This is a genomic window from Ensifer sp. KUDG1, from assembly GCF_050434285.1.
GTDB lineage: Bacteria > Pseudomonadota > Alphaproteobacteria > Rhizobiales > Rhizobiaceae > Ensifer.
In genome coordinates this window covers 89,413-109,392 of record NZ_JBNDIG010000013.1, presented here as the reverse complement: position 1 = coordinate 109,392, position 19,980 = coordinate 89,413, and the positions used below count along the sequence as shown (strand labels likewise).

Annotated in this window: 22 protein-coding genes; 10 read left to right on the top strand and 12 right to left on the bottom strand. The window is 63.6% G+C overall.

What is annotated here, in order from left to right; all coding sequences use genetic code 11:
• Positions 1-224: 224 nt before the first annotated feature.
• Together M2267_RS27100 and M2267_RS27095 are read right to left on the bottom strand one after the other, a co-directional pair.
• A complete protein-coding gene (locus tag M2267_RS27100) occupies positions 225-608 on the bottom strand; it encodes a YybH family protein (RefSeq protein ID WP_429118908.1) in 384 nt (127 codons plus the stop codon).
• A gap of 148 nt (positions 609-756) precedes the next feature.
• Complete coding sequence (locus M2267_RS27095) at positions 757-1,725, bottom strand: TerC family protein (RefSeq protein WP_210336052.1); 969 nt, start codon at positions 1,723-1,725, stop codon at positions 757-759.
• 252 nt (positions 1,726-1,977) lie between these two features.
• Between M2267_RS27095 and M2267_RS27090 the strand changes: the two genes are divergently transcribed.
• From M2267_RS27090 to M2267_RS27080, 3 genes are all read left to right on the top strand, one after another.
• Positions 1,978-2,397: a GNAT family N-acetyltransferase gene (locus M2267_RS27090; RefSeq protein WP_429118904.1), complete on the top strand. Its 420-nt coding sequence runs from the start codon at positions 1,978-1,980 to the stop codon at positions 2,395-2,397.
• A 128-nt stretch (positions 2,398-2,525) separates the two neighbouring features.
• Positions 2,526-3,440, top strand: a complete 915-nt coding sequence (yghU, locus tag M2267_RS27085) for a glutathione-dependent disulfide-bond oxidoreductase (protein WP_043615303.1) — start codon at positions 2,526-2,528, stop codon at positions 3,438-3,440.
• A 10-nt stretch (positions 3,441-3,450) separates the two neighbouring features.
• Positions 3,451-3,828 (top strand): hypothetical protein, encoded by a 378-nt coding sequence (locus M2267_RS27080; protein ID WP_429118902.1) that lies wholly within the window; start codon positions 3,451-3,453, stop codon positions 3,826-3,828.
• A gap of 74 nt (positions 3,829-3,902) precedes the next feature.
• Here the strand turns inward: M2267_RS27080 and M2267_RS27075 are convergent, their stop codons facing one another.
• Positions 3,903-4,640 carry a glutathione S-transferase family protein gene (locus tag M2267_RS27075; protein WP_429118899.1) on the bottom strand — a complete coding sequence of 246 codons (738 nt, stop codon included), beginning with the start codon at positions 4,638-4,640 and terminating at the stop codon, positions 3,903-3,905.
• A 192-nt stretch (positions 4,641-4,832) separates the two neighbouring features.
• Positions 4,833-5,597, bottom strand: coding sequence for an SDR family oxidoreductase (locus M2267_RS27070; RefSeq protein ID WP_429118896.1), 765 nt, complete (start codon positions 5,595-5,597; stop codon positions 4,833-4,835).
• 253 nt (positions 5,598-5,850) lie between these two features.
• Between M2267_RS27070 and M2267_RS27065 the strand changes: the two genes are divergently transcribed.
• Positions 5,851-6,324 carry a VOC family protein gene (locus M2267_RS27065; protein ID WP_060517743.1) on the top strand — a complete coding sequence of 158 codons (474 nt, stop codon included), beginning with the start codon at positions 5,851-5,853 and terminating at the stop codon, positions 6,322-6,324.
• A 243-nt stretch (positions 6,325-6,567) separates the two neighbouring features.
• Here the strand turns inward: M2267_RS27065 and M2267_RS27060 are convergent, their stop codons facing one another.
• Positions 6,568-7,263, bottom strand: a complete 696-nt coding sequence (locus tag M2267_RS27060; protein ID WP_429118892.1) for a type 1 glutamine amidotransferase domain-containing protein — start codon at positions 7,261-7,263, stop codon at positions 6,568-6,570.
• 122 nt (positions 7,264-7,385) lie between these two features.
• Between M2267_RS27060 and M2267_RS27055 the strand changes: the two genes are divergently transcribed.
• Positions 7,386-8,273: a LysR substrate-binding domain-containing protein gene (locus M2267_RS27055; protein WP_429118889.1), complete on the top strand. Its 888-nt coding sequence runs from the start codon at positions 7,386-7,388 to the stop codon at positions 8,271-8,273.
• Between the two features lie 95 nt (positions 8,274-8,368).
• Here M2267_RS27055 and M2267_RS27050 read toward each other — a convergent pair whose 3' ends face one another.
• The gene (locus tag M2267_RS27050; RefSeq protein ID WP_429118887.1) at positions 8,369-9,010 is read right to left on the bottom strand and encodes an HD domain-containing protein; all 642 of its coding nucleotides are present in this window, start codon (positions 9,008-9,010) and stop codon (positions 8,369-8,371) included.
• 106 nt (positions 9,011-9,116) lie between these two features.
• On the opposite strand from M2267_RS27050, the gene M2267_RS27045 reads away from it, so the two are divergent.
• A complete protein-coding gene (locus tag M2267_RS27045) occupies positions 9,117-10,103 on the top strand; it encodes a GlxA family transcriptional regulator (RefSeq protein WP_429118885.1) in 987 nt (328 codons plus the stop codon).
• 19 nt (positions 10,104-10,122) lie between these two features.
• Here the strand turns inward: M2267_RS27045 and M2267_RS27040 are convergent, their stop codons facing one another.
• The 3 genes from M2267_RS27040 to M2267_RS27030 are packed head-to-tail and all read right to left on the bottom strand — an operon-like array spanning position 10,123 to position 11,108.
• A complete protein-coding gene (locus tag M2267_RS27040; RefSeq protein ID WP_429118882.1) occupies positions 10,123-10,338 on the bottom strand; it encodes a hypothetical protein in 216 nt (71 codons plus the stop codon).
• 39 nt (positions 10,339-10,377) lie between these two features.
• The gene (locus tag M2267_RS27035) at positions 10,378-10,788 is read right to left on the bottom strand and encodes an SRPBCC family protein (RefSeq protein ID WP_429118880.1); all 411 of its coding nucleotides are present in this window, start codon (positions 10,786-10,788) and stop codon (positions 10,378-10,380) included.
• Entirely contained in the window at positions 10,785-11,108 is a 324-nt protein-coding gene (locus M2267_RS27030) for an ArsR/SmtB family transcription factor (protein WP_034787670.1), read from the bottom strand. Before M2267_RS27030 ends, M2267_RS27035 begins: the two co-directional genes overlap by 4 nt.
• A 219-nt stretch (positions 11,109-11,327) precedes the next feature.
• Between M2267_RS27030 and M2267_RS27025 the strand changes: the two genes are divergently transcribed.
• A complete protein-coding gene (locus M2267_RS27025; RefSeq protein WP_429118877.1) occupies positions 11,328-11,906 on the top strand; it encodes a flavin reductase family protein in 579 nt (192 codons plus the stop codon).
• Between the two features lie 166 nt (positions 11,907-12,072).
• Here M2267_RS27025 and M2267_RS27020 read toward each other — a convergent pair whose 3' ends face one another.
• Positions 12,073-12,609 carry an invasion associated locus B family protein gene (locus tag M2267_RS27020; RefSeq protein WP_043615252.1) on the bottom strand — a complete coding sequence of 179 codons (537 nt, stop codon included), beginning with the start codon at positions 12,607-12,609 and terminating at the stop codon, positions 12,073-12,075.
• Positions 12,609-15,644 carry an autotransporter domain-containing protein gene (locus tag M2267_RS27015; protein WP_429118875.1) on the bottom strand — a complete coding sequence of 1,012 codons (3,036 nt, stop codon included), beginning with the start codon at positions 15,642-15,644 and terminating at the stop codon, positions 12,609-12,611. Before M2267_RS27015 ends, M2267_RS27020 begins: the two co-directional genes overlap by 1 nt.
• 272 nt (positions 15,645-15,916) lie before the next feature.
• Between M2267_RS27015 and M2267_RS27010 the strand changes: the two genes are divergently transcribed.
• The 3 genes from M2267_RS27010 (at position 15,917) to M2267_RS27000 (ending at position 19,022) form a co-directional block, all read left to right on the top strand.
• Positions 15,917-17,011: a sensor histidine kinase gene (locus tag M2267_RS27010; protein ID WP_429118873.1), complete on the top strand. Its 1,095-nt coding sequence runs from the start codon at positions 15,917-15,919 to the stop codon at positions 17,009-17,011.
• Positions 17,012-17,133: 122 nt separating this feature from the next.
• Entirely contained in the window at positions 17,134-18,222 is a 1,089-nt protein-coding gene (locus M2267_RS27005; protein ID WP_429118871.1) for a sensor histidine kinase, read from the top strand.
• Entirely contained in the window at positions 18,219-19,022 is an 804-nt protein-coding gene (locus tag M2267_RS27000) for a LytR/AlgR family response regulator transcription factor (protein WP_429118867.1), read from the top strand. The genes M2267_RS27005 and M2267_RS27000 overlap by 4 nt, the downstream gene beginning before the upstream one ends.
• Before the next feature lie 12 nt (positions 19,023-19,034).
• Here M2267_RS27000 and M2267_RS26995 read toward each other — a convergent pair whose 3' ends face one another.
• Entirely contained in the window at positions 19,035-19,928 is an 894-nt protein-coding gene (locus M2267_RS26995) for a LysR family transcriptional regulator (protein ID WP_429118864.1), read from the bottom strand.
• Positions 19,929-19,980 lie beyond the last annotated feature (52 nt).

Genomic DNA, 19,980 nt, shown 5'->3' with positions numbered 1-19,980 from the left:
CGCGCCGAGCACGCCCCTGCCAGGAGGCGATCGATGGCCAGGGACCGACCGAGCGCGGTGTCTCTTAGCACGCAGAAATAAACTTGTCTGTAATACTCATGTTAAAATTTCAAGGCACGGACGAAGGCGACGCGAGGTCATCCGTCGCAGAGATGCGGGCGCTGCCCGAACGCAGCTCCCGAGCTTTCGGCGGCGTCGAAAGGGCGCGCGCGGGCCCTTCAGCCTCAGTTCTCTACGGCGAGAAGATTGGCGTCCCGCGCCAGCCGCCACCGGCCGTCGGCCTCCTTGCGCAAGAGCGTCAAGGTGTAGCCCGACCGTCGGATGCTTGCCCCCTCGGCCGGCGTCGCCGTCACTTCGATGCGGTTGCGGATGAAGGCCCATTCGCCCAGAATTTGGAGCTCGACGATCTCGCTGGTCCCTTCCATGCGCGTGCCGGCCATCGCCTGCGAAGCCGCGGCGAAGGCCTCCTTGCCGAAGGGATCCCGTCCGGGAACCATGAAGACCACGTCATCGGTCATCAGCGAGAGGACCGTGTCGATGTCACCGTTCTGGCTTGCGACCATCCAGCTTTCGACGAGCGTGCGGATGGCTTGTTCGTCCTCTGTCATGTGCGCCTCCTCCTTCGAAATGCCGTTCGGCATGCCTCCTTGAGGGCGAAGTAAGGCTGCCCCCTCGCCCGGCAAGGGCAAAAACGATCGCGGCGGCCTCCTTTCGAAGGCCGCCGCGTCTCTTGTCACGGTCGGATGAGCCCGGGCGTTATGCCGGCAGTTGCTCTTCCTTGGTCTTTATCAGGCTCCAGACAACGCCCGAAGCGATGATCGCGAAGGTGACGCCGAGCGACAGAGCCGCCGGGAACTTCTCGAGCCCCAGGAGATCGGCCACGAAGATCTTCGAACCGATGAAGATCAGGACGACAGCCAGCGCCGGCTTCAGGTAGCGGAAGCGATGGATCATCGCAGCGAGCGCGAAGTAGAGAGCGCGAAGGCCGAGGATAGCGAAGATGTTCGACGTGTAGACGATGAACGGGTCCGTGGTGATCGCGAAGATCGCGGGAACCGAGTCGACGGCGAAGATCACGTCAGCCACCTCGACCATGACCAGGGCCATGAAGAGGGGCGTGATGAACCAGGTCATCTTGCCGGTCTTCGGGTTCACGAGCTTCACGAAGAAGCGTTCGCCGTGATGCTCTTCGGTGACGTTGAAACGGCTGCGCATGAAGCGCACGAGCGCGTTGTCCGAAACGTTGGGCTCGGCCTCCTTCATCACCAGCATCTTGATGCCGGTAAAGACGAGGAAGGCAGCGAAGATGTAGAGAACCCAGGAGAACTCAGCCACGAGCGTCGCGCCGACGCCGATCATGATCGCGCGCAGCACGATGACGCCGAGGATACCCCAGAACAGCACGCGGTGCTGGTAGATGCGCGGGACGGCGAAGAAGGAGAAGATGAGGGCGATGACGAAGACGTTGTCGAGCGCCAGGGTCTTTTCGACGACGAAGCCGGTCATATAGGCAAGGCCGGACTCGGCACCGAGATACCACCAGACGAAGCCGCCGAAGCTCAGGCCGAGGGCGATATAGAAGGCGGAAAGCTTGACGCTTTCGGCAACGTTGATCTCCTTGTTCTCCTTATGGAGAATACCAAGGTCGAACGACAGGATAGCGATCACGAGGGCGAAAAAGCTCGCCCACAGCCACAGTGGCGTTCCCAGCCACACTACAGACATGAAGGAAAAGTCCACAGACGGGTCCCCAATCGGCACATGTTGTCGGAATAAGGTCCGACATCGCAAGAGTGCCGAAGCTCTCGCCAGAGGGGCCCGGACCAGCGGGTTAGGCGGCAGATAAGCGTTCGGCTTTCCGGGATCAAGAGAGGCTCGCGATTTTTTTGTGAGGACTCGGCCGCGCTTGCTGGCGGCCGGACCGTTGTGGTCAAAAGGACCGAAGAGATCGTTTCCTGCAGCGTGTGAGGTTGGACCGTGACGGCAGAAAACCGGACTGAAGCACCCGCGTTCGCCTGGCGCGGGCCGTTCGAAAACACCGAAGTGAATACCCTACACGCCGAATGCTTCGATCACGCCGTGACCAAAGACGACTGGTGGGGCCAGGTCAACCGCTTCAGCCTCGGCTGGGTCACCATGCGGATTTCAGGCGCGCTCGCTGGCTTCGTCAATGTCGCCTGGGACGGTGGCGTGCACGCGTTCCTGCTCGATACGATGGTGACGTCATCGCTGAGGCGCAAGGGTTACGCCACGCTGCTCGTCGAAGAGGCCGTAACGCACGCCAAGACCTCGGGCTGCGAATGGCTGCACGTCGACTTCGATCCTGAGCTTCGCGATTTTTATCTCGATCGGTGCGGCTTTGTGCCGACGGATGCCGGCCTCATCCAGCTTCGATAAAAAAATTCTCCGGCACCCGGCCTTTGAGCATGGTCATCCTCGCCGCCAAGTCGATGTAGTGGCTTGATGAACTTCCTATATAAGCCAATAGGACGTTCGACGTTTCCGCCAAGACAAGGACAGATTTGATGACCGAAAAATCCCCCGCTGACAATTTCCCCGCCGGCTACGACGTTCCCAAGGTCTGGACCTGGGACAAGGGCAATGGCGGCGCGTTTGCCAGCATCAACCGCCCGACCGCCGGAGCGACGAGCGACAAGGACCTGCCGGTCGGGAAGCATCCGCTGCAGCTTTACTCGCTGGCGACGCCGAACGGCGTCAAGGTCACGATCATGCTCGAAGAGCTGCTGGCGGCCGGCCATAAGGACGCCGAATACGACGCCTGGCCGATCCGCATCGGAGACGGCGATCAGTTCGGTTCCGGCTTCGTCGACGTCAACCCGAACTCCAAGATCCCGGCGCTGATGGATCACGCGCCCAAGGGCGGCGGCACGCCGGTGCGCGTGTTCGAATCGGCTTCGATCCTCACCTATCTCGCCGAAAAATTCGGCGCCTTCCTGCCGAGCGAGCTTCGCGCCCGCACCGAAACCTTGAACTGGCTGTTCTGGCAGATGGGCTCGGCACCGTTTCTGGGCGGCGGCTTCGGCCATTTCTATGCCTATGCGCCGATGAAGATTAAATACGCCATCGACCGCTACGCCATGGAGGTGAAGCGCCAACTCGACGTGCTCGATCGCCATCTCGCCGAAAACCGGTTCCTCGCCGGCAACGAATACACCATTGCCGACATGGCCACCTGGCCCTGGTATGGCAATCTGGCGCTCGGGCAGGTATATGGCGATGCGGGTACCTTCCTCGAGGTCCAGAGCTACGAGCACGTCCAGCGCTGGACGGCAGAGATCGCCGCCCGTCCGGCGGTCAAGCGCGGCCGCATGGTCAACCGCTTGAGCGGCAACCCGTCCGAACAATTGCATGAGCGCCACGACGCCTCCGACTTCGATACGAAGACTGAGGACAAGATTGGCGAGAAGCAGACCGCCTAAGGAGAATAGAATGGCCAAGCTGGCTGATATGACGAAACACCGGGGTTTCCCCTACGCCATGCCGGGCACGGGCATCCAGTTCGTCATCCGTCGGGCCAACCCCAAGGGAGCAACGCCGATCAAGGCGTTGCCCCGTCATGCCCGGCCGGGATCCGGAGCGCACCGCATCGATGCGGCCTTCCTCCACGCCCTCTGGCATCATTTCGGCACGGAACCATTCGAGCGTGGCAATCTCGATGCCGCTCGGCTGAACCTCCTGTTCGGACGCGAGGTGCTGCCGGTCGACAAGGATTTCGATCCCGTGTCCTATGAGGCGATGCTCGTCATCAACGAGAAGGTTGCCCGGCAAAGCTTCCCGGAATCGTTCGTCGACGTATTCGAGGTGTGATGTCGGCGGCGGCTGGCCGCTCCAACAGTTGAGGTGGTGCACCGCCTGCCGGTGCACCACCTCACTTTTTTAGATCACGCGCGGAGTGCGCCCGTCATCCGCAACACATCTTCGAGCGGGACGAGGCCCTTCATCGCACCGCTGCCGGTGGCAGGTTCGCCGTCCTCGATCGCCACGGCGAAACGGAAGGCGGGATCGGCCTCGATGCGCTGGCGCAGCGCGTGGATGCGCGGGTAGTTGCGCGCATAATCCTTCGGATCGATCGCCTCGTGGAAATCGACCCAGCGGGCCACACCGGCAAAGACCGCATCGGCAAGCGTCGGCCGGTCGCCGAGCAGGTAATCGCTGTCGCCCATCATCGCTTCCAGCTGCTTGTGACGCTTGGCGACGAATTCGCGGCCGAAGGCGCGCAGGGTTTCGCGGTATTCTTCCGTGGCACCTTCGGTTTCCAGCGCCACCCACATCGAGAAGAAGGCACCGGTGAAGCCGGTGTTGAGGAAGGCGATGAACTGGTGCATGCGGGCCGCCTCGAAAGTGCCCGGGGCGAACGAGATGCGACGCTCGTGATCGCGCGCCTCCAGCCACAGTGCGATCGCCATGGTCTCGGTCAGCACGTCGCCCTTGTCGGTCACCAGCGCGGGCGTTTCGACCCGGCCGTTGAAGCGCTCATAGGCGTCGGTGCGCATTTCCCCGAGCATGTCGACGCGGGTGAGGCGATAGGGTTGACCGAGCCATTCGAAGGCGGTGACCAGGCCGGCGGAGCTGCCGAGCGGAAAGCCTGCGGTGAAGATCGGTTCAGAGACAGAAGGCATGGTGTCGTTTCTCCATTGTTGGTGTCATGGATATATCGACGTGGACGGAGGCTCTGTAGTTGGCCAAAACTGGACTTATCGTCTGCACATCTGGACGATGAGAGGGGTTGCGCGAACGGGACCTGATTTTCGCCGAACGCCCTTGCGGGCGTTCGGCAATGTGCGGGATCGGCCGCTGATCTGGGCCCGCCGCTAGGCGGAGCGAAGCGGAGACGGATAGAGGCCGCCTTCGTCGGCATCGACGGTGATCGACAGCGTCACGTGCCGCGGCCGCGTCAAGGCGAACAGCACCGCTTCGGCAATGTCCCGGTTGGTTGCCGCCTCGCCCTTCTTGCGACTGCCGGCCGCCTCCCATGCGCCATCAAGCGGAGAGACATCCTCGAGGTAAGGTGGGTGGACAACGATCGATCGGGTGGGCGTACCGGCAAGCTTCTGGCGCAGACCATCGGCCAGGGCGGCCTGCGCCCGCTTGGCGGCATAGAAGGGCACGGACACGGTCTGGAGCGCGGCGTTGGGCAGGCCGCTGATCGAGCCGATCGTGACGATATCCGGCCGGGCCGAGTGAGCGAGCAAAGGCAGCAGACCCTGGGTAAACAGGAAGGTTCCGGTAACGGCCGCGTTGATGACACTGATGACCGCATCATCAGGATGATCCTCGTCGCTGTCCTCGAGCCACATGGCGCCATTGTTCACGAGGATATCGACGCGGGTGTTCTCCGCCTTGATGCCCTCGACCGCCGCAGCGACGCTTTTCGCATCGGCAAGATCGAGCGCGACGGTTTGTACCCGTCGCCCGAGATTGCGGGCAATCGGTTCGGCCACGTCCTTGAGGGCACTCTGGCTACGCCCGCACAAAACGAGATCGCACCCCGCTTCGGCCAGGGCATAGGCCAGTGCCGCCCCGAGACCGCGACCAGCGCCGGTAACCACTGCAACAGTTCCATTCAGTTGTATCATCCGCATCCCCTAAGACGCGCGAGGAGAAGCCCCATGCGCGTATCGAAGCCGCACAATTAGGTATCAGCGGTTGAATTTCCAACGGGAAACCGGCGGATGCGACGACCCGGCGCATGTGGATCGGACCGACATTGCGCCCGGCAAACGCCTCCGCCCTGGAATATCAGGGTGGAGAAACGGGGCCACCGACCTATCTCGCAAGGCAGGTGGCGAAGGAAACGGCCCATCCGGCTTCAAAACGAAAGGACGCGTCATGGCCAAGAACACGATCTGCCTCTGGTACGACAAGGAGGCCGAAACGGCCGCTCGCTTCTACGCCGAGATCTTTCCCGATAGCCGGGTCAGCGCCGTGCACCGCGCGCCCGGCGACTTTCCGTCCGGTAAGGCGGGAGACGTGCTGACGGTGGAATTCACCGTCGCCGGCATTCCCTGCCTCGGTCTCAACGGCGGCCCGATGTTCAAGCACAACGAGGCCTTCTCGTTCCAGATCGCCACCGACGACCAGGAGGAGACTGACCGCTACTGGAACGCCATTGTCGGCAATGGCGGCCAGGAGAGCGCCTGTGGCTGGTGCAAGGACAAATGGGGCATTTCCTGGCAGATCACGCCACGGGTCCTGACCGATGCGCTGGCGGCCGGCGGCGCCGAGGCAAAACGCGCCTTCGAGGCGATGATGACCATGGGCAAGATCGACGTCGCCGCGATCGAGGCGGCGCGGCGCGGCTGACGCCCGCCTCACTGAGGGAACTTTCCGGCCGGCGACGGCTTACCCAAGGGTGTGCGGGCCGTGTCAACCGGACGCGACAGGGATGGCGAACATGGCGGTTTTTCCGGTTTCCCGCCATGGCCAACGCAATGGCAGTCGAGCGCCCCACCTGTCCGGCGCGCCTCACGCTGTCGGCGACGCATCGCCGGCAGCACGATCGGGAGAGACTTTGCCGGACTTTCCAAATGCCCGGCGACGCCGGGATCAGGCGCTCAGGAGATCGCGAAGCGCCTCGCCGACCCCGGTCGCCGACTGCGGGTTCTGGCCGGTGATCAACCGGCCATCGACAACCACCTTCGATGTCCAGTCCGCGGCCGGATGGTGGGTCGCGCCGCGCTCGACAAGCGTGCTTGCGAGCAGGAACGGCACCGTCTTGTCGAGGCCGACGGCGCGTTCTTCGGAATCGGTAAAGGCGCTGACATTGCGGCCGGCGACGAGGTAGCGGCCGTCGGAAAGCCTGACGTTTACGAGGGCTGCCGGACCGTGGCAGACCGCCGCAACGGCACCGCCGGCCTCGAACACCGAACGCGTCACCCGGTCGACGGCGCTGCTTTGCGGCAGGTCCCACATCGCACCGTGACCGCCGGCGAAGAAAATGGCGGCGTAGCGCGCGGGATCGACATCGTCGAGCCTGGCCGTTGTGCGGATCGCGGCGCGAAACGTCTCGTCGTTCCAGTAACGTCGATTGGTGTCATCCTCCAGGTCGAGGCCGTCAACCGGCGGCTCGCCACCCTTGATCGACGCGAATTCGACCGCGATGCCGGCGGCTTCGAGCACGGAAAGCGGATGGGTGACTTCGCCGAGATAGAAACCGGTCGGCTGCCCGCTATCCCCCTTGGTACCATGGCTGGTGAGGACAAAGAGTACGGGCTTCTTCGGATTTGCGCTGGGGTTCGGCATCATCTTTTCCTGTTTGGAGCGGGTCTGAGCTTGCGACCGTTGACTGATGCTGCTTATTTATTACTTCTATTTGCGGCGATAAATGCGCCGCAATGGAAATGATTTGGTCTTGAGAGGCAATAATGCGGCGCTTCGATCATCTCGCCGACGTCGAGGCTTTTATCACCGTCATGGACAAGGGATCGCTGACCGCCGGGGCAGTGGCGCTCGCCACCACGCCCTCCGTGCTCAGCCGTGCGATCACCCGCCTCGAAACCAAGCTCGGCACGCAGCTGGTGCGGCGCACCACGCGGCGGATCAGCCTCACGGAAGCGGGTCGCGCCTATCTGGATCAGGTCCGCGTGGCCTTTGACGCGATCGACCAGGCGGAGCGGGCCATCCAGGGCGAAGGCGCGCTTGCCGGCCGGGTCCGTCTCAGCGCCTCCACGACCTTCGGGCATTTCCAGCTACCGGAGAAACTGGCGCGTTTTGCGCTGCGCCATCCAGGCGTTACGGTCGAGCTGTCGATCGCCAACCGCAATGTCGATCTCGTCGCCGAGGGCTACGACCTCGCGATCCGCCTCGGCCAGCTTCCAGACAGCGGCCTGGTCGGACGCAAGCTCGCAGACGCTCCCTTGAGGCTTGTGGCCTCTCCCGGCTACATCGCCCGGTGCGGCGCGCCGCAATCGGTCGAAGATCTCGCGGCCCACACCTGCCTGCCCTTCCTCATGCCGAGCACCGGCCGCCCGGCTCCCTGGCTGTTGCGGGTCGACGGTTCGGATGTCGACTGGGTGCCCCATGGTCCCGTGCAAGTCGAGGACGATGTGCTGGGCACGGTGTCGCTGGCGGAGGCGGGTCTCGGCATATGCCAGACCTATGACTTCGTCGTGCGCGATCGGCTCTTGCGCGGCAGTCTGGTCGAGCTTCTGCCGGAATTCGGTGGCCGGTCGCGTCCCTTCTCCCTCATTTATCCGCCGCACAGAAACCTTGCGGCTGCGACCCGAGCATTGATCGACTGCCTCATGGAGTAAGCCTGAAGGATGAGCCTGTTGGCTCAGCCACGGAAATCGACATCTGACGTGCAAAGCCGGTCGCCCGGGCCAAGGCCCGAGCGACCGGCCTCGTGCTAACCGTGCCAGTGCGAGCAGCGGATCACGCTGCAGAAGTTGCCGCGATGGAAGTGCGGTTCCTTGTCGGCGATGACGTCGGCCTTGACGTTGCCGAAGGTGGTGTCCGGCTTGTGCCTGATGCCGTCGTAGAAGGCCTGGATGATGTCCTCCTTGAAGGTCGGCGTCCGCGGGAAGGCACTGACCACCGCCTCGCGCTCGGCGTCGGAATATTGCTTGTAGGTCAGCCCGAGCACGTCCATCTCGACGCCGGCCGTCACCAGCGCCACGACGGGATGCATGTGTTCGGGCACGCCCGGCGTGGTATGGAGCGCGATCGCCGTCCAGACCGTGTAGGCATCCGCCTCCGAAATGCCGTGGCTGCGCAGGAAATCGCGGGCGGCATGGGCGCCATCGACTTCGAAGCGCTCGGTCTTGCTGGTATGGCTCGGCATCAGGCCGATGTCGTGAAACATCGCGCCAGCATAAAGCAGTTCGCGGTCGAACGTCAGGCCGCGATGAACGCCCGCAAGCGCGCCGAAATGGTAGACGCGGCTCGAATGGTTGAAAAGCAGCTCCGTTTCCGTATCGCGGATGTATTCGGTAATCGCCCTGGCAAGCTTGCTGTCGGGAACGGTCGCATCTTCGGCAATGAACGGCATTGTCTTCTCCTGAGTTTCTAAGCACCCAAAGGATAGAACCGCCTGGATTGTCCGCAATCGACGTGATACGTCAAATAAGGACAAATCCGGTTTGGAGCGGCCGCGGATGCAGGAGAAGACCAGAACCGTCGTGATGGTGGCGCTGCCCGGCGTGCAGCTCCTCGACGTCTCGGGCCCGCTCGACGTCTTTGCCGAAGCCAACGCGCAGGTCCGCCGGGAGGCCTACAGCCTTCTCGTCGCTGCGGCCGGGCCGGAGCCGCTGCGCAGCTCATCCGGCGTGCGGCTGATAGCCGACCGGGTGATCGGCCGCGACTTCGACGATCCGATCGATACCCTGCTCGTCGCCGGCTGCCCCAATGCCACGGACGTGCCCGCCGACGGCATCGTCCTTGATTGGCTGCGGCAACGTGCACCGACGGTCCGTCGCTACGGTTCCGTCTGCAGCGGCGCCTTTTTCCTGGCGGCCGCCGGCCTGCTTGACGGGCGGCGCGTGACGACGCACTGGGCCGTCGCCGCGCGGCTGGCGCAGCGCTATCCCGAGGTCACGGTGGACGAGGATGCCATTCACGTCAGCGACGGCCCGGTTCGCACGGCGGCCGGCGTGACGGCCGGTCTCGATCTGGCGCTTGCTCTGGTGGAGGAGGATCTCGGGCACGAGATCGCCATGCGGGTGGCAAGTCAGCTGGTGATGTTCTTCAAGCGGCCGGGCGGGCAGATGCAGTTCAGCCGCAAGGGCGAGGCCATGCCGGCGGGCCGCTCGGCGCTCCAGGAACTGCAGCGCTGGGTCGTCGCCAATCCGGGACAGGATCACAGCGTCGCGACGCTTGCAAAACGCATGGATCTCAGCCCGCGCCATTTTTCCCGGCTTTTCCGCAGCGAGGTCGGCATCACGCCGGCGAACTGGGTGGAGGAAGCCCGTGTCGCGGCGGCCCGGCGCCTGCTCGAGCAGGGGCAGGACGCCCCCAAGCAGGTCGCCGCCCGCTGCGGTTTTGCCGATGCCGACACGCTCCGGCGCGCCTTCATGCGGCATGTCGGCGTCACGCCGGCCGAATATCGCAAGCGCTTCGCCAGCCCGGCTCTTTCCGCGGAATGAGCCGGGCTGGCGCTATTTCCTACTCGGCCGCCTGCATCCTGCTCTGCGGCTTGCCCAGATAGGGCAGCACGAAAAGGTAAATGCCGGTCGGCAGAAGCACCGCCAGCGGCGGCAGCGGCAAATAGTAGACCCATTCGGGCAGCGTCATCACTGGCATGCCGGCAAAGATGGCGGCAACAGCCAGCGAGAAGAGCAGCGACGTCCAGCGATGGATTTTCCGGATCAGGGCAGTCATTCTGGCACCTTGGCTTTGAGCAACGGGAGGCGGCGGCGATCAGTCGAGTTTCGCGACGACCTCTTCCAGCTGGGTGAAGAAGCGCTGCCAGCCGACGGTTGCGCCCTGGAAATAGGACTTCTGGTCCGCCCTGAAGCCACGCTGTTCCATGCGCAGGCTCGTGCCGCCATTGGCGGGAGCGAGCGTCCAGGTGACGACGCTGGTGAGGTCCTTGGTGTCCCAGCGATAGGCGAGCGAGCGGTTCGCTTCGATCGTCTCGACCTTGCAGTCGACCTGGCCCCAGTCGGCCGAAAGCGTAAAACGGCGGCCGACTTCGGGCACGAAATCGTTGCGCATCAGCCATTCGGCAATCAGGTGTGGCTGCGTCAGCGCGCGCCAGATCTTCTCCGGCGGATGGGAAAAATCGCGTTCGACGACGACGGAGCGGGTGGTTTCGGTTGTTTCGGTCATTGGTCCATTCTCTTGAGAAGGTCATCGAGATCGTCGAAGCGGTCCTGCCAAAAGCCGGCCATCTCCGTCGTCCAGTCAACCAGCGTCGCGAGCGCTTCGCGCCGGGCGCTGTAATAGGTGTAGCGACCCTCGTGCCGGTCGTGCACGAGCCCCGCAGCCTTCAGGATCTTGAGATGCTTGGACACGACCGGCTGCGAAACCCCGGCATCGGCCAGCAATCCGACGACCGTGGTGTCCCCCTGCCGGCAAAGGTGTTCGAAGAGCCCACGGCGTGTAGGATCGGCGAGCGCCCGAAAAACCGCGTCCTGTAACTCAGTCATGTCTCATACCCGATTGGCTATGTAATGACGTATAGCCAATCGGGTATGTGTTTGTCAAACGCTTATGTTGCTCCCGCCGGGATCCTTTTCAGCGCCTTGCGCCCATGGCCGTGCCGCCCCTCCGGCACCGCGAAAGCTTGTGCTTGTTGGCGAAATGCAGCGCCCCTATAGAAGACGCATGATCGGTCAATGTCCGCCAACGGCGGCTGAGGTAGTCAGATGGTTTCGCATATTCGTGCCGTTCCTCTCGAAAAGGCGTACCGGCTGCTGAACCATGGGCCGACCGTCCTGGTTTCCGCCCGCCATGGCGGCATCGAAGATGTGATGGCCGCAGCCTGGGCCTGCGCGCTCGACTATGATCCGCCCAAGCTGACGGTGGTGCTCGACAGCGCCACCCGTACCCGCAGCCTTGCAGAGGAAGCGGGCGTGTTCGTCATCCAGGTGCCGATCGCCATCCAGGCGGTTCTGACCCATGCGGTGGGCACCACGAGCCTTCACGACGATCCCGACAAGCTGCGCAATGCCGGCGTCGAACTGTTCCAGATGCCTGACCATGACCTTCCGCTCGTCGCCGGCTGCTCCGCCTGGCTTGCCTGCCGGCTGATCAGCGAGCCGTCGATCGAGAGCCGCTACGACCTGTTCATCGGCGAAGTCTTCGCGGCCTGGGCCGACGATCGGGTGTTTCGCGACGGGCATTGGATGTTCGAAACGGCCGATCCCGCCTTGCGCAGCCTGCACTATGTCGCGGGCGGGCATTTCTACGCCATCGGCGAGGCGATCGACGTAACCTCCCGATAGGCCGAACGCGCCCGCCAACGGTGGCGCGCCGGGATGGTTATGCTCGGCTCTACACATGGAGAAGACCCGGCCGCGCCCTTTTGCACGACCGGGCCCGCCCCGGGAGGCTGCGCCTTTAAAACGCCCGCCAGATGGCTGGCGGCGAAGCGAAGGCCGTGACGTTGCCTCAGCTCTTTCCGGACAGGGCAATCACCCGGTCGAGCGCTGCGGCAAAGCCCTTGAGCGAGACAGCGAACGCTACGTCCTTTTCGCTGTCGCTCGCAAACGCGCCGATCTTCAACGCCGTTCCGCTGCGCAGCAGCGCAACCGTCGATTCGGTGAAGGTCAAAGGCACGATGCAGCCGAGCGGCAGGCAGGTGCGGAAGCCGGTCGGCTTGCCGCCTGTCGCCTCGTCGACACCGAGCGTCACGCCCTTATCCAGGTAGAGACCGAAGGGGAGCGCGAGGCTCCCCTCAAGCCCGGCGTCCGCCGCCGTGCGGAGTTCGATCGTCAGCACATGCTGACCGCCCTTGTGGAACTGGCGCTGCGAGAGGAGGCAATGCTTCTTCCCCTCGATCTCGGCGCAGGCGACGCTCCAGTCCTCGTAGGTCTCCGAAAGCTGGGAGGGCGCTGCCGGCTTTCCGGCAGCGTCTTGCCCATAAAGCGGTGTGATGGCGACGAAGGTCGCCATCAGCATTGTCGAGAGCCAGACGAGCCTGCCCATCAGAAGCGCACGTCGAGCTTGGCGTCCACGGCATTCTGCGTCGTGCCGGAGCCGAACTGGCCGGTATAGGTGATGCCAAGGCTCGCATTGCCCGTCAGCGCGAAGTCGATGCCGGCCTCGATGATCGCCGCATCCTCTGCGATCGGCGTACCGGCGACCGAGAAGGCGCTGCCCGTGCCGAACGCCATCGACGAGAACGGTGTCGTATCGCCGAAGGCATGCTGCCAGCCGAGCATACCGCGCAGCTTTGCTTCGGTCGTGCCGAGGCTGAGCGGCGCCGAAGCGCGAAGACCGAGCGTCGTGAACGTCGTGTCGGTCGTGTTGCTCCTGCTCGACAGCGCCGCTGCGGCACCGCGCTCGGTGAAGCCATCGGTGTGCAGGCTGACATAGGCGAGGTTGGCGAAGGGCTCGAGCGCGACGCTCGGCAGATCGATGCGGTAGCCGACTTCACCGAAGGCCTGGAAGGTGCCGGCGTCATAATCGGCCTTCAACTGATCGCTGAAGCCCGGGAAGGCGACATTGCGCGACGTGTTGATCGAGTGCCATGTGTAGGCGAGGCCCGAGCGCAATGCGACGTCGCCCCAACGGCTGCCGCTATAGACGCCGAGGTGGTAGTTGTCGCTGTTGCCGCTCGCCGAGCGGCTGTCCACGTCGAAGCTGGTGCGGCTGTAACCGGCCATGATGCCGACGATCGCATTGTCCGCGATAGCCGCATCGAAACCGGTGACGAAGCCGCCGGTCGACTGATCGAGCGCACCGGCGTTACCGTTGCCGTCGGTGTTGGTCCAGGAGCCGAATACCTGGCCCCAACCGACCATGGCCGGCGGCGCCACCGGGACAGAGTTGACCGCCGCGACGGCGCCTGTCGTGATCTTGTCCTCCGGACCGTAGGCCAGAACCGGGACGTTTGCAGCGCCGACGTCGCCGAAAGCATCGCGGATGCGGTCGTTCGCCGCGTTGCGCAACAGGCTGCTGTCGTTGATCAACGCGGTCTGGGCCGACGCATGGACTTCGCCGGAGAGCTGATCGAAGGCACGGCGTGCCCCGGCGCCGTCGAGCAGTGTCAACGCATTGTAGAGGCCGACCGACGGGCCGCTCTGGGCAAGCGTGTTCAGCGCCAGTGCCGTCTGCCGTTGGTTGCCGGTGGCAGCCTCGCCTTCGAAGACACCAGGCTTGGGCTCTCCGCCCGGCTCGCCCGGTTTCGGCTCTCCACCCGGCTCACCCGGCTTACCCGGCTCTTCGCCGCCCGGCTTGCCGCCGTTCTTGACCTTGATCGTCAGATCGACCTGCTTTTCCTTCTGGTCGAGCGAGATTTCGAGGAACGCCGATTTCGAAATCGCCTCGGCGAACTTGCCTTCGATCGCACGATCGGCGGTCAGGATCGTGTAGGTCTGACCGGTCTTGTAGCTGGTGTTGGCGTCGAGTGCCGTCACCTGGACATTGGTACCGGTTCCGATCTTGGCGATCCCGGTGTTGTCGTTGGTGCCTATGCTCTTGACAACGATCCGGTCGGAGCGGCCGTCGCCGGCGATATCGGCCTCATAGATCGAGCCAGAGGCCATATCCAGCCGGCCCATGATCGTCAGCGTGCCGGTCGAATTGTTGCCGGGCGAGATGATCGCATTCTTGTCGATAAACGTGTCGCCGACCGTGCCGGAGCCGCCGAGCCTGCCGAAAGCGGTCGAGTTCGGATTCCGAATGCGGTTCAACTCACCGAGCACATTCACTTCATTGGTATAGAAACGATCACCCTCTACCCGCCCCGTTTCGCCATCGACGATCAGGGTGCCGCCGGACACTTCGAACCGAGTCTCGCTGAAGTCCACGGGACCGTTGTCCGGGTCGTTGTCGATCGTGTCGATATTGCCCTTCAGGACCAGCTTGCCGCCGGAGACATTCACCTTGCCGTAGAACTTCGACAGGTCGCCGCCAACGATGGTCTCGCCGGAGAAGTTGGTGATCGTGCCCTTGCCGACCATCGTGTTGGCGAACTCGTAGCCCGTGTTCGTATGGTTGAAGTTGACGTAGCCCTTGCGCGGTCCGAAATCGATCTTCGCCGAGGAATTGACCGTGCCTGCCGCCTGCGCCTGTTCGGCGATCGGTTCAGCGATGTTGTTGAGATTGACCTTGCCGCCAATCGTCAGGTTGCCCATGCCCTCGTTGTTGATGCCGCCGACGGCGGAGAGCACGATGTCACCGCCAACCGAGAGCTTGCCGCCGTTGGCGATCGAAAGGTTCGCCCGACCAGCCTCGCCGATCAGCAACCTGTCGGCGACCTTGAGCTCACTGCCGGCGCCGTCGATGGCAGCCTGGATGGTGTCGGTGCTTTCGTCCTCGCGCAGGATCGCAGTGTTAGTCGAGACGACAGCGCCTTTTTCGACGGTAAAGCTGTCGCCGATCGTGAATTCACCGGTGTTGACCCAGCGCGTATTGTCGCCGGTGACGAGAACCGTGCCGTTTTCGAAGTAGGTCTTGTTGGTGTTGACGAGGGCGCCGTCCTCGATCCGAACCGTAGCGGTGTTGAGCGTCAGTGCGCCGTAGGCTACGCCCAGGAACTCGGTGTTTAGCATGGAACCCGCGCCGCGCACCACGAGCGTTCCGTCGCCCTCCTGCAGGGCGCCGACATAGGTCTCCTTGGCCGAAACCTTGCCGCCGTTCTCGACGATCAGCGTGCCCTTGCCGCCATAGATACCGCCTTCGAAGCCGCCGACAAAGAGCATGCGGTCGCCGTTGGGGTTGGCATCGACAATGTCCCAGGTCGAGCCCGGCCCGGAGACGACGACCGTCCCGACGCTGCCGCGGCTGTCTGCGATGTAGCCATCGGTACTTTCAACCTTGGCGCCACTGTTGATCGTAAGCGTCGCGCCGCCCGGCCCGCCACGGATCACGAGATTGCCGTTGATCGTATGGTCGCTGGACCACGTCGTGTCGTTTGGAACCAGCAATCCGGCCGCCTTTGCCGGCGACGCTGCGAACGGCGCCGCCGCCAGCAGCATCGAGACAAGGCCGGCCCGGCCGAGCGCGGTCGAGCTCAAAAGGTTGATCCTCAAAACGTCCGCCTTCGCACAGGTATTCAATGTCTGCCCCTTTTCCTTTGCATTCGTGGGCGCACAATTCCCAGGCGATCGGAATCGCCGGGAAAGCACGGGTCATGGGGGCGGCTATAGCAAGCCCGCAAAAAGCGAGAATTCGGCTTTCTGCAAACGGCAGATTGTGGCGTTGAAGGGCTGTGGCTTTCTGCAAACGGCTTGTTTTCGGCGACGAACGGCAATCGACAACCGTATGGACTTGAAGGATAAAACCTCGCATGGCGCGAGGACATGAGACGGTTTTGCCTGACGAGGCTGGATATGCCGCAAGCGTTCGGCGAACGACGCTCGTACTCGGGCTCCTCTACCAGTTCATGCAGTTCGTCATCAGCACGACGCTCTGGGCTTTCCTCGGATACGACCCGATCGCGATCGCGCCAATCACCTTGATTCTGATGCTGAACGGGACACTCATGTCCTATGCGATGGCAGCGGCGCTCTTTCGCTTCCGAGGCCGGTCCATCCTCTTCAAGCTTCTGCTCGGCTCTGCCGTGGCGCTCGTCGCCGCGGCGATCAATGCCAGCGTCGATTTCCTCAGTCACGGCCTGATCGAGCATGGCGATCCGGGCCCGATCAACTGGACCAATGTCGGCTACACGCTCATCTATTGCATGGCACTGTTTCACGGATGGGCGTTTCTCTACATCGCCCTTCTTGCCAACTACGAACTGCGCGAGCGGGAACGCCGGCTTGCCGTGACACGGGAGGAAGCGCTGACGGCGCAGATGCGGGCGCTGCGCTACCAGGTCAATCCGCACTTCCTGTTCAACACCTTGAACTCGATTGCCGGGCTGATCGAAGAGGGCGCGTCGACCACCGCCCGCCGCATGGTGCTTTCGCTCTCTTCCTTCCTGCGCACGACACTCGAGCTCGATCCGATGCAGGACGTCTGCCTTGCCGACGAGTTGGCCTTGCAGCTCGGCTATCTCACCATCGAGGGCGAGCGCTTCTCTGACCGCATGCGGGTCAAGCTCGACATTGCACCGGGCCTGGAGCAGGCGCTGGTGCCAAGCCTGATCCTTCAGCCGCTGATCGAAAATGCGATAAAGCACGGCGTCGGCGGCTCAATCGGCGTCGTCGAGATCGTGATTCGGGCGGCAAGGCAGGGCGAGACGCTGGAGCTTTCCGTCGAAAACGACATGGCGGGCGAGCCGCCGCGCCCGGCGAATAAACCGACCGGGACCGGCACCGGATTGAGGAATGTCGCCGACCGCATCAAAGCCCGGTTTCCCGAGGTCGGCGCCTTCATTTCCGGCCTCGTTGCTCCCCACCGCTTTCGGGCAGCGATCACCATGCCGCTGCGGCTGGCCTGATCGCCGCTCTCCGGCCAACGACGGCCGGCAATGGTCAAAAGTCCGGGCCTTTCTGCCAACGGCTCGATTTGACCGACGAACGGCAATCGACATCGGCGGCAGGTTGAACGATAAAAATGGCCATGAACCTTGAGGATGACGCAAGATCGGTGGACGAGAGCGCCTATATCGCCAGCCTGCGGCGCGCGACGCTCTGGCTCGGTTTTCTCTACTGGTTCGTGGAATTCCTGGTCAGCAGCATTCTGTGGGCGATCCTCGGGATCGATCCGATCATGTCGGCCCCGGGCAAGCTGCTGCTGATGTCCTGCGGCATGGCCTTCTCCTATGGCATCGCGGCTTCGATGTTCGGCGTCCGCCACCAGCACATCGCGCTGAAGATCGTCGTCGGCTTCGCGACCGCTCTGATGGCCGCCATCGCCAATACCGGCGTCGACTTTCTTCTCTATCTTTTCATCGTGCGTCCCGACCCGATCGCCCCGGACTGGACCAGCATCGGCTACACGCTGGTCTACAGCATGGCGACCTTCGTCGGCTGGTCCTTCTTCTTCGTCGCCTTGCTCTACAGCTTCGAACTGCGCGAGCGCGAGCGGCGCCTGGCCATCTCGCGCGAGGAAGCCCTGGCCGCGCAGATGCGGGCGCTGCGCTACCAGGTCAATCCGCATTTCCTGTTCAACACGCTCAACTCCATCACCGGCCTGATCGAGGAGGGGCAGCCCCTTGCCGCCACGCGCATGGTGATGTCGCTGTCCAACTTTCTGCGCACGACGCTGGAGCTCGATCCGTTGCACGACGTGCGGCTCGCCGACGAACTCGCACTCCAGGCCGGTTACCTGCACATCGAGGGCGAGCGCTATTGCGACCGCATGCGGCTCCGGATGGACATCGCCAACGGCCTTGAGGAGGCACTGGTGCCAAGCCTCATCCTGCAGCCGCTGATCGAGAATGCCGTCAAGCACGGCGTCAGCCGTTCGCCGGATCAGGTGGAAATCGTCATCAGCGCCGCCAAGGTGGGCCAGGCGCTGGAAATCGCCGTCGAAAACGACATTGCAGCGGCGCCGGATACCGCCCGGTGGCCGGGCACGGGGATCGGCCTCAAGAATGTTGCCGAGCGCGTCCAGGCCCGTTTTCCGGGTGTCGGCGCCTGCGTTTCGGGCCTCGTGACCCCCCGTCGTTTCAGAGCTGCAATCACAATGCCCCTGAGGCTTGCATGAATGAAATCCAGACTGTTCCGCTTTCAATCCTCGTCATCGACGACGAGCCCCTGGCGCGACGGCGCCTCCTTCGCCTGCTCGGGGCAATTCCAGCAGTCGAGGTGGTGGGAACGGCCGGCAACGTGCAGCAGGCCTGCTCGATGGTGGCCGAACTTTCGCCGGACGCTATCCTGCTCGATATCCAGATGCCCGGCGGCACCGGCTTCGACATCCTCGAGCAGCTGGGCGACAACGCGCCCGCGGTCGTTTTCGTTACCGCCTTCGACCACTATGCGCTCCGCGCCTTCGAAGCGGCTGCGGTTGACTATGTCACCAAGCCGATCGAATCCAGCCGCCTGCGCACGGCGGTCGAGCGGGCCCGTGTTGCGATCGCCGCACGCACGAGCGCCGAGCGGGTACTCGAACTCAACGAGACCGTGACGGCGCTCCGCCAGGCACTGCGCAAGCACGAGACCCAGACGGACGACCTCTGGATCAAGGCCCGGGGAGAATTCGTGCGGATCGCGCTCGACCGGGTGGTGCGCTTTCAGGCGGAACGCGACTATGTTCGCATACACGTCGATGGCCGGTCCTATCTGCACCACGAAAGTCTTGCCTCGCTCGAGCGTCGCCTCGATCCCGCGGAATTCCTGAGGCTGCACCGCAGCTCGATCGTGCGTCGGGACTGTATCGTGGGGCTGAAGCAAGCCCCCTTCGCCGCGCTCATCGCCCTTCTCTCCGACGGCAGCGAGATCCGCGTCGGCCGGACCTACGCCCGCCACATCCGGCCGATGACCGGCGACCGCAACCAGACGGACTAGGAAGCCTCCCCGCTATCGCAGGACCGCGCGCAGCCGCGGGGCTGCAAAATCGACGAAGGCCCTCAGCTTCATCGGCACCAGCCCCTGCGGAAGATAGACGAGCTGGACCGGCAGCGCCGGGTGCTCGAAGTCTTCCAGCAGTGGCACGAGCAGGCCGTCCGCCACCTGGCGCGCCACCTGATAGGAGAGCACCCGCGTCAAGCCGAGACCGGATATCGCCGCGTCGACGGCGGATTCCGCCGTATTGACGATCAGCCGCGACCGGATCGGCGCAGCCAGCTCGCGCCCCTCGTCGAGAAAACGCCAGACATGGGCGGCCGTGACGTTTTCGAAGGTGATGCAATCATGATCGGCAAGTTCGCTCGGATGCCGGAGCACGCTGTGCCGCGCGACATAATCGGGGCTCGCATAGACCACCCGACGCACCGTGCCGATCTTCGTCGCCACGAGAGCGCTGTCGGGCAGGTTGCCGATCCTCAGCGCCACGTCGATGTGATCGTCGACGAGATTGGCGAACCGGTCGCCCAAGGCGAGCCGCATATCGACCTCGGGATGGGCCTTGAGGAAATCGACCAGGACGGGAAGCACGTGCAGGCGCCCGAAGACGATGGGTGCGGAAACCGTCAGATCACCCTTGATCGTTCTGTATTCGCCAGCCGCCACCCGTTCCGCCTCTTCGACCCGCGCAAGAATTTCCTTGGCAGCTTCGACATAGGCCCGGCCGGCCTCGGTCAGCTGGATCCGGCGGTTGGTCCTGGTGACGAGCTGCGCGCCCAGATGCGCTTCAAGCTCGGAAAGCTTCCGGCTGATCGTGGCGAGCGGCACCTTGAGGTGCCGGGAGGCGGCCGAAAGGCTGCCGTGTTCGACGACGGCGAGCAGAACGCCCATGGCATCGAGGCGATCCATTTTTATCCTTCCGATATTTGGAAATCAGACTATCGAAATCGCATTCTACTGC

Bases quoted from the DNA above. Each gene is read 5' to 3' on its own strand.
- M2267_RS27100 (WP_429118908.1), bottom strand. From the start codon at position 608: ATGACAGAGGACGAACAAGCCATCCGCACGCTCGTCGAAAGCTGGATG.
- M2267_RS27095 (WP_210336052.1), bottom strand. From the start codon at position 1,725: ATGTCTGTAGTGTGGCTGGGAACGCCACTGTGGCTGTGGGCGAGCTTT.
- yghU (WP_043615303.1), top strand. From the start codon at position 2,526: ATGACCGAAAAATCCCCCGCTGACAATTTCCCCGCCGGCTACGACGTT.
- M2267_RS27080 (WP_429118902.1), top strand. From the start codon at position 3,451: ATGGCCAAGCTGGCTGATATGACGAAACACCGGGGTTTCCCCTACGCC.
- M2267_RS27075 (WP_429118899.1), bottom strand. From the start codon at position 4,640: ATGCCTTCTGTCTCTGAACCGATCTTCACCGCAGGCTTTCCGCTCGGC.
- M2267_RS27070 (WP_429118896.1), bottom strand. From the start codon at position 5,597: ATGATACAACTGAATGGAACTGTTGCAGTGGTTACCGGCGCTGGTCGC.
- M2267_RS27065 (WP_060517743.1), top strand. From the start codon at position 5,851: ATGGCCAAGAACACGATCTGCCTCTGGTACGACAAGGAGGCCGAAACG.
- M2267_RS27060 (WP_429118892.1), bottom strand. From the start codon at position 7,263: ATGCCGAACCCCAGCGCAAATCCGAAGAAGCCCGTACTCTTTGTCCTC.
- M2267_RS27055 (WP_429118889.1), top strand. From the start codon at position 7,386: ATGCGGCGCTTCGATCATCTCGCCGACGTCGAGGCTTTTATCACCGTC.
- M2267_RS27050 (WP_429118887.1), bottom strand. From the start codon at position 9,010: ATGCCGTTCATTGCCGAAGATGCGACCGTTCCCGACAGCAAGCTTGCC.
- M2267_RS27045 (WP_429118885.1), top strand. From the start codon at position 9,117: ATGCAGGAGAAGACCAGAACCGTCGTGATGGTGGCGCTGCCCGGCGTG.
- M2267_RS27040 (WP_429118882.1), bottom strand. From the start codon at position 10,338: ATGACTGCCCTGATCCGGAAAATCCATCGCTGGACGTCGCTGCTCTTC.
- M2267_RS27035 (WP_429118880.1), bottom strand. From the start codon at position 10,788: ATGACCGAAACAACCGAAACCACCCGCTCCGTCGTCGTCGAACGCGAT.
- M2267_RS27030 (WP_034787670.1), bottom strand. From the start codon at position 11,108: ATGACTGAGTTACAGGACGCGGTTTTTCGGGCGCTCGCCGATCCTACA.
- M2267_RS27025 (WP_429118877.1), top strand. From the start codon at position 11,328: ATGGTTTCGCATATTCGTGCCGTTCCTCTCGAAAAGGCGTACCGGCTG.
- M2267_RS27020 (WP_043615252.1), bottom strand. From the start codon at position 12,609: ATGGGCAGGCTCGTCTGGCTCTCGACAATGCTGATGGCGACCTTCGTC.
- M2267_RS27010 (WP_429118873.1), top strand. From the start codon at position 15,917: ATGGCGCGAGGACATGAGACGGTTTTGCCTGACGAGGCTGGATATGCC.
- M2267_RS27005 (WP_429118871.1), top strand. From the start codon at position 17,134: ATGAACCTTGAGGATGACGCAAGATCGGTGGACGAGAGCGCCTATATC.
- M2267_RS27000 (WP_429118867.1), top strand. From the start codon at position 18,219: ATGAATGAAATCCAGACTGTTCCGCTTTCAATCCTCGTCATCGACGAC.
- M2267_RS26995 (WP_429118864.1), bottom strand. From the start codon at position 19,928: ATGGATCGCCTCGATGCCATGGGCGTTCTGCTCGCCGTCGTCGAACAC.